Origin of the sequence: Halolamina salina, from assembly GCF_042678005.1 — an archaeon.
Classification (GTDB): domain Archaea; phylum Halobacteriota; class Halobacteria; order Halobacteriales; family Haloferacaceae; genus Halolamina; species Halolamina salina.
In genome coordinates this window covers 8,301-16,599 of sequence record NZ_JBHUDH010000035.1, presented here as the reverse complement: position 1 = coordinate 16,599, position 8,299 = coordinate 8,301, and the positions used below count along the sequence as shown (strand labels likewise).

Genomic DNA, 8,299 nt, shown 5'->3' with positions numbered 1-8,299 from the left:
GGCCTCCTCGCGGAGGCGGTCCACCTCGTCGACGAAGTGACAGCGCGAGCGGTGGTCGGGCGCGCCCGGCGCCGCCGTCAGGTCGGGGTGGTACTGCTCGCACTCGTCGGTCGCGAACGGACAGCGCTCCACGAACGGACAGCCCTGGCGTTCGCCCGTGAGCTCCGGGGCGGTGCCGGGGATGTCCACGAGCTCGCGGTCCGGGTCGGTGATGTCCGGGAACGAGTTCGCCAGCCCCAGCGTGTAGGGGTTCGAGGGGTTGGCGAACACGTCGGTCGCGCTCCCGACCTCCATCAGCTCGCCGCCGTACATCACGCCGACGTCGTCACAGATTTCGGCCATCACGCCGATGTCGTGGCTGATCACCAACATCGCGACGCCCATCTCCCGCTGAAGCTCCTCGAGTTCGGCGAGGATCTCGTCCTGTACGACCACGTCGAGCGCCGTGGTCGGCTCGTCGGCGATGATCAGGTCCGGGTCACACGACATGGCCATCGCGATCACCGCCCGCTGGAGCATCCCGCCGGAGAACTCGTGGGGGTAGTCCGCCATCCGGTCGGGCGTGAGGCCGACCTGCTCGAACAGCCCCTCGGCGTGTTCCCGTGCGGCCTCCCGGTCGCGGTCCGTGTGGAGTTGGATCACGTCGAGGATCTGGGAGCCGACGGTCTCGACGGGGTTGAGCGCGTTCATCACGTTCTGCGGGATCGTCGCGATCTCGTTCCAGCGGGCGTCCCGAAGCTCCGCGTCGCTCACCGCCGTAAGGTCGCGGCCGCCCTTGCGGACGCTCCCGTTCGTGATCTCGCCGTTCTCGTCGAGCAGGTCGATGAGCGCGCGGGCCGCCGTCGTCTTCCCGCAGCCGGACTCGCCGACCAGCCCGAACGTGGTGCCGGCCTCGACGCTGAAGCTCACGTTCCGGACCGCGTTGACGTCCGGTTCGTCCTCCATCCGGTAGGTGACTGAGAGGTCCTCGACGTCGAGGACCGTCCCCTGTGACTCGTCGGCCGTCGGTGTGGTCGTGCTACTCATTGGTTCGAACCGGGATTCATGACGTCTTCGAGGCTGTAGCCGATGAAGTAGAACGACGCCGCCAGCAGGGCGATCATGATCCCCGGCGGGATCAGCCACCACGGCGCCGTGTAGATGTATCCTTGCACCTGTATCCACTGCAGCATCGTCCCCCACGAGACTTGGGTGAAGTCGGCGAGGCCGAGGAACGCCAGACTCGCCTGAATCAGGATGGCGAACGCCGCGTCCTGCGCGAGGTAGATGAACCCCAGCGGCAGCACGTTCGGCAGCAGGTGTCGCCACATGATCCGGAAGTCGCTGGCGCCGCTGGCCTCCGCGGCCTCGACGAACGGCCGCTTCGACAGCGACAGCACCTGTCCGCGGATGACGATGGCGTTGTTCAGCCACGACTTCGCGACGATGCCGAGGATGATGTTCGTCGTCGTGACGCCGTTGATGAACACCAGCACGATCACCAGCGGCAGGAACGGCAGGCCGTACATCACGTCGACGACGCGCTGGATCCCCTCGTCGACCCACGTGTTGCTGTAGTAGCCGCTGATGATTCCCAGCGGGACGCCCACCAGCGAGGAGAGCACCCCCGCCGCCAGCCCGATGAACAGCGCCGTCCGGGAGCCGTAGATCAGCTGGGTCAGGATCCCGTGTCCGAGGTGATCGGTGCCGAGCGGCGCGAAGAACGGGTCGCCGAACGCGGGCGGGTGGGGGAGCTGGCTCGCCTGCCTGAACGTCGGGTTGTTGCCGAACGCCTGCCACTCGAGCGAGTGGGGCGCGATGTACGGCGCGAACACCGCGACGAACGCGATGGCGGCGATGATCAGCAGCCCCAGCACGCCCAGTCGGGACTCGGTGAACTGCCCCCACGTCCGGCGGACGCCGACGATCAGCGGGTAGAGCCGCTCTCGGATCCCGTTGTCGGCGTCGGCGTCGACCTCTCTGGTCTCGGTCGCCATCAGGCCTCACCCCCGAACTCGATCCGCGGGTCGATCATCGTGTACACCACGTCCGTGACGAGCCTGAGCACGACGATCAACACCCCCAGCGTGTAGAACGCCGCGAGCGCGGTCGGGAGGTCCTTCGCGAAGATGGCGTCGACCAGCAGTTGGCCGATCCCGGGCCAGGAGAACACCGTCTCGACGATGACCGAGCCGTCGATCATGAACGCGATGCCGATGATACCCTGCGTGATGACCGGGATCAGCGCGTTGCGCGCGCCGAAGCGGGTCATCACCGTCGGCTCGTCGTACCCCTGTGCGCGGGCGAAGTCGACGTAGTCGGCGTCGACGACGTCCTGCATCGTCGTCCGCATGATCAGCATCGGCCCCGCCCAGCCGACCAGCGCGAGCGAGAGCACGGGCAGGGTCATGTGCCAGACAAGGTTGATCACCGCGTCCAGCCAGTGGAAGCTGCTGGTGTACGGCGGCATCATCGAGCCGCTGGGGAACAGCCCCAGCTCGTAGGAGAACGCCCCAACGAGGATCCACCCCAGCCAGAAGAAGGGGATCGAGTACATGAACAGGCCGGTGGTGAACCCCGCGAGGTCGGTCTTCGTCCCGCGTTTCCAGCCCAGGAACGTACCGATGATCGTCCCCAACGAGTACTGGAGCATGAAGGCGGGCGCGAACAGCACGATAGTCGGCACGAACCGGTCGAGCAGGCGATCGCGCACCGGCTCCAGCGTCTGGACCGAGTAGCCGAAGTCGAACACCGTGACCGAGGTGATGAACTCGATGTACTGGCGCCAGATCGGTTGGTTCAGCCCGAACCGCTGCTCGATGTTCTCGATCTGTTCGGTCGTCATCCCCGGGCCTACCAGCGCGTCGATCGGGCTGCCCGGCATCGCGTGCATCAGGACGAACAGCAGGCTCGCGAGGATGTAGATAGTGACGACGCTGATCGCCACTCGGCGGAGCAGATAGCGGCCAGTAATCCGAACCATGGAGGTGGCGGGGAGGTTAGGCCTCGCGGACGTTCAGGTACGTCCACGGGTTCTGCGTGATACCGCCGGGCACCTTCACCCACCCCTCAAAGGTGTTCGAGGAGGCGTGGAGCCGGTTGGGGTACTCCGTCACGAGCACCGGCTGGTCCTCGTACACCCGAGCCAGCGCCTCCTTCGTGGCCTGCCGCTGGGCCTCCGGCTCGTAGGTCGTCTGGACTGCCGAGATCAGGTCGTCGGCGTTGGTGTACCCCATCGGGTTGAGGTGGACCTCGTCGCTGGAGGAGTCGGCGTCCACGCTGCCGCTGGTCAGCCAGAACCCCATGTACATGTGGGGCTTGGGCATCCAGATCCAGCCCGAGGACCACATGTCGAAGTCCTCCTGTACCCAGATGAGCGAGTTCTGGGAGCCCTCGGCGACCGGCTGGGTCTCCGCGGGGATGCCGACCTCGTTGAGGTTCTCGACGAACCGGGCGCCGGCCTGAGCCTCCACGGGCGCGGTGCTCGGCGGCGTGATCACGAGGCTGATCGGCCCCTGCCCGCCCTCGCCGTCGTTGTTGGTGTGGGCGTCCGTGAGCAGTTCGCCGTCGACGCGGATCTCCTGATCGCCGGTGACCTGCTCGGACTCGACGGGGCCGAACGTGTAGTCGTGTTCGCCGTCGGCGTTGCGGAGGAACTCACGCGCCTGCTCCACGTCGAGCTGGCCGTCGTCGGTCATGTACGGACCGTGCTCGATCGGCTCGTCGAAGCTGTCGGGCCGCCACGGCTCGTACACGCCCGCGGCCACGTAGTCGCCCGTCTCGGTCAGGCCGCGACGGAGCTGGCTCTGGAGGTAGTTGAACGGGTAGATGAACCCCAGACTCTGCCGGAACGGCTTGTCGTCGAACGGCACCCGGCGCATGTTGTGGGCGATGTAGTTGTAGCCACGCGCCCGGGAGTTCCAGACCTTGACCGAGTCGGCGTCCTGAAGCTGGAACGCGCGGTTCGGCGTGATGGAGTTGTACGTCAGGTCGACGTTGCCGCGCTGGAGCTCCTGAATCAGCGTCGTCATGTCGCCGAACACGCGGAACCGGAGCGACTCGATGTAAGGCCCCTCGTGAATCTCGTCGGGGAGCGTGTCCGGATTGGCGTTCAGCTCGTACCAGTTCCCGGGGTTGGAGTCGGCCCACTCGAACCCCTGTGCGCCGATCAGTTCGTCCGGGGAGTACTGGGTGTAGTCGTCGATGTCCTGCCAGACGTGTGCCGGCAGGATCGGCACCGCGAACACGCCAGTCTCGGGCGTGAACACCGCGGCGGTCGTGCTCTCCAGTTCGAACTCCAGCGAGTACTCGCCCGTGGCCTCGATGCTCGCGAGCTGGTTGGTGTTGGACTCGTAGCGGTGGCCCGACTGCTCCATCAGGTACTGGAACCACCAAGCGACGCCCTCGGCGTCGAGCGTCTCGCCGTCGGACCACTGGAACCCCTCGGTGATCGTCACCTCGCCGGTGAGCGAGTCGGGGTCGAACGACCAGTCGTTGAACACGTAGGGGTGGGTGTTCTCCACGTCGGCGGGGTCCCGGACCGTCGGGTACGGGTACATGCGGTCCATGATGGCCCACGCGTCCGAGTCGGAGGTCACCAGCGGGTTGAACGCCTGCGGCTCCGCACCGAGTCCGACCACCGGCTTCCCGCCGCGCTCGATGTCCTCGTCCGTCGAGAGCGGCGTCCCCTCGGCGGTGCTGCTCTGCGTGTCCGTCGCGTCCGTCGCCGTGTCCGTCCCGTCGCCGCCGGTACAGCCGGCGAGCCCGATCGCTCCCCCGACGGCGCCGTATCGGAGGATCGACCGACGGTCGACGAGCGGTTCCGTGTCTGGGTTGTCGTCCCTCATGGGTCTCTGTCTCACGGGAACGACCCTCCCACCATAAGTCTTAGCATAGCGTCCCGATGCGTCAGGCGGGAGGGGTTCGACGGCGGGGCGTCAGAGGTGCTCGTCGAACCAGCCGCGGGTCCGCTCGATCGCGTCGCGGCGGTTTGCCTCGTCGCGGAAGCCGTGCCCCTCGTCCTCGTAGATGGTGGCGTCGAAGGGGACCGGCCCGTCGTCGAGCTCGTCGATCAGCTCCTCGGCCTGATTGATCGGGACGCGCTCGTCCTCGGCGCCGTGGAGCACCCGGAGCGGCGTCTCGACGCGGTCGAGGTCGAACGCCGCGCTGGCTTTCCGGTAGAGCTCCTCGGCCTCCTCGGGCGTGCCGCCCATGTCCCGCTCGGTGAGCAGGCGACCCACGCGGTCGACCTCCTCGTAGTCGGTGAACTGGTTCGAGACGCCGTACCACTCGACGCCGGCGTCCCACACCTCGGGGTAGCGGGTGAGGCTCATCAGCGTCATGAAGCCGCCCCACGAGCCGCCGTAGATGCCGACGCTGTCGGTGGTGTACGGTAGCGACCGGACGAACCGCGCGGCCTCGCGGGCGTCGTCGACCTGCCCGCCGTGCCAGTCCTCCATCGAGAGCTCCTGGAACGCCCGCCCGTAGCCGCCCGAGCCCCGGAAGTCGATCGCGAACACCACGTAGCCGTGGGCGGCGAGGTACTGCTCGATGGGGTGCCAGCCGTCGCCGTACTGGAAGTGGCCGCCGCCGTGGACCTGCACCAGCGCCGGCGCGGGGTCGTCCTCGGTGACGCCGTCGGGTTTGTAGAGGTAGCCGTTGACGTACTGGCCGTCGAAGCTCTCGTAGGTGACGTTCTCCGGGACGACGACGCCGTCGGGCACCTCGGGGTCACGGAGCTGCTGTTCCTGCCCGCCCGCGGTCGGGATCGCCCGCGGGTGGGGCGGTAGCTCCGCCTCGGCGTAGGAGAAGCCGAGATACTCGCCGTCCGGCGAGAGCGATATCGGCCCCGCACCGAAGACGCCCTCGTGAACGGTCACGCGGGTCGGAATCCCCCGCGCGTCGCTCTCGTCGTGGAGCAGCATCGCCTCCAACTGCTGTTTCCCGCGCTCGCGGGTCGGGAAGAACAGCCGGTCGGTGCCGTCCCAGATCGGCTGCTGGACGTTGTACTGGTGGGACGCCTCGACCGGGTAGATCTCACGGGTCCCGCGGCGCAGGTCGTGGACGTGGATATCCTCGGAGTGGCGGTACCACGGCTCGGCGACCTCCTTGGCGAAGAACGCCACCCTGTCGCCGTCGGGCGCCCACGAGGGGACCGAGGTGACGCTCAGCCCGCGAGTGAGCCGGTCGACCTCGCCCGTACCGACGTGGACGACGTGTGCCTCGTCGGCCCAGTCGCGGCCGTGCCAGTCGGCGGCGCCCACGTAGGCGATACGGTCGCCCTCCGGCGACCACGCCGGCTCCCAGCGCTTGTCGTCGTGGGGGTTCGCACCCTCGGTGATCCGTTCGAGATTGCTGCCGTCGCGGTCGACGACCCAGATGTCGTTCCCCGCCTCGCCCCGGCCGGAGATGAACGCGATCCGCTCGCCGCCGGGCGAGAACCGCGGCGCGTTGTCGAACGCCTCGCTCGGTGCCGGCGTCGACTCCTCGCCGGTCTCGGTGTCGTAGACGCGGATATCCCCGCCGCGGGTGTACAGCAGATACCGCCCGTCGGGACCCCAGTCGACCTGCCCCCAGCGCCCGGAGATGCGCTCGTCGAACGCGACCACGCGCTCGGAGGCGTCGATGTCGAAGCGGTAGTCGTAGACGGCGTCGGCGCCGCGCTCGCGCTCGACGTAGGTGAGCCGCCGGGGCTCGCCGGGGCGCCACGACACCGAGAGCGCGTCGGCGAGGTTCATCACGTCCGGGTCGCTCGTCTCCGTCATCGTCGCTCACCCCCGTCGGCCGCGGCGTACGGCTCGCCGTAGCCGATCTCGTCGAAGAACTCCCGGACGCGAGCGATGAACTGGTCGTGCTGGTCGAGGTTCGGCGAGTGGCCGCTGGACTCGAAGATCACCAGCCGCGAGTCCGGCAGCAGGTCGGCGATCTCGACGCTGGCCTCCGGCGGCGTGATCCAGTCGTGGCGGCCGACGGTCACGAGCGCCGGCACGTCCACGTCGGGCAGGTCGTCGGTGTAGTCCATGTTGGGGTAGGCGTTGGTGAACATCTCGTTGTGGGTCTCGTGGTGGAAGTCGCGCTCGGCGGTCGACTCCTTCGCAGCCTCCACGTCGAACGCGTCGAGGTTGGGGGCGTACAGCGGCAGCATCCCCAGCCAGATGCGTTCGAACTCCTCGTCGGACTCGACGTTGCCGTCCATCACCGTCATGAACTCCTCCCAGGTGATGTCGGGCAGGTCGAAGTTCCGGGCCTTCATCTCGTCCCACGACTCCCGGGCGTTCTCGACGGAGTTGTCCTCGTAGGCGTGGGAGGCCGCGGTGTCCCGGAGCACGAACCCCTCGAAGTGGTCCCGGTCGCCGAACCGGGTCGCGTACTCCTGGGTGATGAAGCCGCCGTATGAGCCGCCGACGAGCACCACCTCGTCAAGGCCGAGATGCTGGATCAGCCCCTCGCAGTCCCTCGCGTACTGTTCGTTCGAGTAGGGCTCGGTCAGGCTCGACTGCCCGCAGCCCCGGTGGTCGTACACCACCAGCCGGTAGGCGTCGGTGAGCGCCTCGAACGCCTCCTTTCCCTTCTGGTGGTCGCTGATGCCGGGCCCGCCGTGCAGCGAGACGATGGCGGGCGCGTCGTCCGGACCGTGGACCTCGTAGTAGAGGTCGGCCCCGTTGATCTCTGCGTACATCTCCTCGGCGTACCCACTTGGCCGGGGTAGCAAATAGCTTGTGTACAGGTCACGTTTACCGCGATCCGTCGCCGCCGGCGTCAGCTTGAAGCGCCCCGCCCCGAACCTGGCACGCGTATGTCCGACTCCCCCAGCCCCGAGGACGTGGCGGCGTACGCCGACCGGCTCTCGCTGTCGGTCGCCGACGCCGACGCGCTCGCCGAACAGTTCGCCGAGCAGGACGCGGTGCTCGACGCGTTCGACGCGGAACCCCCCGCCGCGCCGCCCGAGCGGGAGCACTGGGACCCCGACCCCGAGACGGACGAGCTCGGCGCGTGGCTCACGCGCTGTGACGTGGGGCGCGAGGGCGCTTCCGGCCCGCTCGACGGGCTGACCGTCGGCGTGAAGGACAACGTCGCGGTGGCGGGCGTGCCGATGACCTGTGGCTCGCCCCTGCTGACCGACCCGGCCTACGTCCCCGCCCGGGACGCGACTGTCGTCGACCGGCTGCTCGACGCTGGCGCCCGAATCGTCGGGAAGACCAACATGGACGAGTTCGCCTTCGGTGGCAGCCGCGAGAGCATGCGGCTCCGTCTCGCCCGGAACCCCCACGACCCGGAGCGCCAGCCCGGCAGCTCCTCGGCCGGCAGCGGTATCGCCGCC

General features: G+C 68.3%; 7 protein-coding genes. 1 reads left to right on the top strand and 6 read right to left on the bottom strand.

Annotated elements, in window-relative coordinates; genetic code table 11:
- The 6 genes from ACFR9S_RS04415 to ACFR9S_RS04390 form a co-directional block, all read right to left on the bottom strand.
- A partial coding sequence (locus ACFR9S_RS04415) for an ABC transporter ATP-binding protein (protein ID WP_379818138.1) occupies window positions 1-1,026 on the bottom strand: 1,026 nt, incomplete at its 3' end.
- Entirely contained in the window at window positions 1,023-1,976 is a 954-nt protein-coding gene (locus ACFR9S_RS04410; protein ID WP_379731243.1) for an ABC transporter permease, read from the bottom strand. The genes ACFR9S_RS04410 and ACFR9S_RS04415, both read right to left, overlap by 4 nt.
- Window positions 1,976-2,962 carry an ABC transporter permease gene (locus ACFR9S_RS04405; protein WP_379731244.1) on the bottom strand — a complete coding sequence of 329 codons (987 nt, stop codon included), beginning with the start codon at window positions 2,960-2,962 and terminating at the stop codon, window positions 1,976-1,978. The genes ACFR9S_RS04410 and ACFR9S_RS04405 overlap by 1 nt, the downstream gene beginning before the upstream one ends.
- Before the next feature lie 16 nt (window positions 2,963-2,978).
- Window positions 2,979-4,826 (bottom strand): ABC transporter substrate-binding protein, encoded by a 1,848-nt coding sequence (locus ACFR9S_RS04400; protein ID WP_379731245.1) that lies wholly within the window; start codon window positions 4,824-4,826, stop codon window positions 2,979-2,981.
- Window positions 4,827-4,916: 90 nt separating this feature from the next.
- Window positions 4,917-6,743 carry a S9 family peptidase gene (locus tag ACFR9S_RS04395; RefSeq protein WP_379731246.1) on the bottom strand — a complete coding sequence of 609 codons (1,827 nt, stop codon included), beginning with the start codon at window positions 6,741-6,743 and terminating at the stop codon, window positions 4,917-4,919.
- Entirely contained in the window at window positions 6,740-7,657 is a 918-nt protein-coding gene (locus ACFR9S_RS04390) for an alpha/beta fold hydrolase (RefSeq protein ID WP_379731247.1), read from the bottom strand. Before ACFR9S_RS04390 ends, ACFR9S_RS04395 begins: the two co-directional genes overlap by 4 nt.
- Before the next feature lie 117 nt (window positions 7,658-7,774).
- On the opposite strand from ACFR9S_RS04390, the gene ACFR9S_RS04385 reads away from it, so the two are divergent.
- On the top strand, window positions 7,775-8,299 hold a 525-nt coding region (locus tag ACFR9S_RS04385), incomplete at its 3' end, for an amidase family protein (protein WP_379818137.1).

What these genes read in the sequence shown, in the direction of transcription:
- ACFR9S_RS04395 (WP_379731246.1), bottom strand. Translation starts at nt 6,743, where the DNA reads ATGACGGAGACGAGCGACCCGGACGTGATGAACCTCGCCGACGCGCTC.
- ACFR9S_RS04400 (WP_379731245.1), bottom strand. Translation starts at nt 4,826, where the DNA reads ATGAGGGACGACAACCCAGACACGGAACCGCTCGTCGACCGTCGGTCG.
- ACFR9S_RS04410 (WP_379731243.1), bottom strand. Translation starts at nt 1,976, where the DNA reads ATGGCGACCGAGACCAGAGAGGTCGACGCCGACGCCGACAACGGGATC.
- ACFR9S_RS04405 (WP_379731244.1), bottom strand. Translation starts at nt 2,962, where the DNA reads ATGGTTCGGATTACTGGCCGCTATCTGCTCCGCCGAGTGGCGATCAGC.
- ACFR9S_RS04390 (WP_379731247.1), bottom strand. Translation starts at nt 7,657, where the DNA reads ATGTACGCAGAGATCAACGGGGCCGACCTCTACTACGAGGTCCACGGT.